The organism is Novosphingobium sp. CCH12-A3 (assembly GCF_001556015.1).
In the GTDB taxonomy this organism is placed as follows: Bacteria; Pseudomonadota; Alphaproteobacteria; order Sphingomonadales; family Sphingomonadaceae; genus Novosphingobium; species Novosphingobium subterraneum.
Window position 1 is genome coordinate 1 of sequence record NZ_LSIA01000190.1, and the last position, 653, is coordinate 653.

Here is a 653-nt window from a genome sequence, read left to right on the forward strand (position 1 = left end):
GGCTTCGCCGGCACGCTTTTGTTGATTTGGGGTGTGGTGTGACCGTCACACCCCTATCGCCAGCGCATCATTGAACCCAGCCGCCGAAAATGGCTTTCCAGAAAAGCCAAGCGGATATGTGGGCGTTCTGATCGAGAGGGTAGAGGAGGCGGAAACGTCCCCACAGGGGGCGATTTCCGGCCCGCCCGGCCTCATTCCGGGCGTAGGTCAGGGTTTTCGGCGTCGGAACCGCCTATGGTTTAAACGGCCTCACGCCTTGTCGAAGCGGCCCGCGAACTCGCGATCGGCATAGTATTTGAGCTTGGCGGCGACGATCGGCCGTTGCCCCGCGAGGAACAGGAGCTGGTAATCCTCGCGCAGCGTGCGGACTTCATCCGGCGTGAGCAGCGGGCGAGCGACATGCTGCGCGCCGAACGATATGCCGGTTTCGTCGCTGTCGATCGCGCGGCTCATGGTCTCGAACACGACCGTCTCCTGGCCGAGCAGATCGGAGACGAGCTTGGCACTGTCGTGATCGTTGACCCCGAATATCTGCAAGACGCCGGCGTTGGACAAGAAGGTGCCGGCACGGCGCTCGTAGAGCGCGCGGAGCTGGTGAACGTCTTGCAGGATCGGCCAGAGCTGGATGCCGTAGCCGGCCATGAGGCCCATAG

The 653-nt window shown here is 62.9% G+C and carries 1 protein-coding gene; it reads right to left on the reverse strand.

Annotated features, from left to right (window positions below):
- Window positions 1–249: 249 nt before the first annotated feature.
- On the reverse strand, window positions 250–653 hold a 404-nt coding region (locus AX703_RS14555), incomplete at its 5' end, for a type IV secretory system conjugative DNA transfer family protein (protein WP_062345062.1).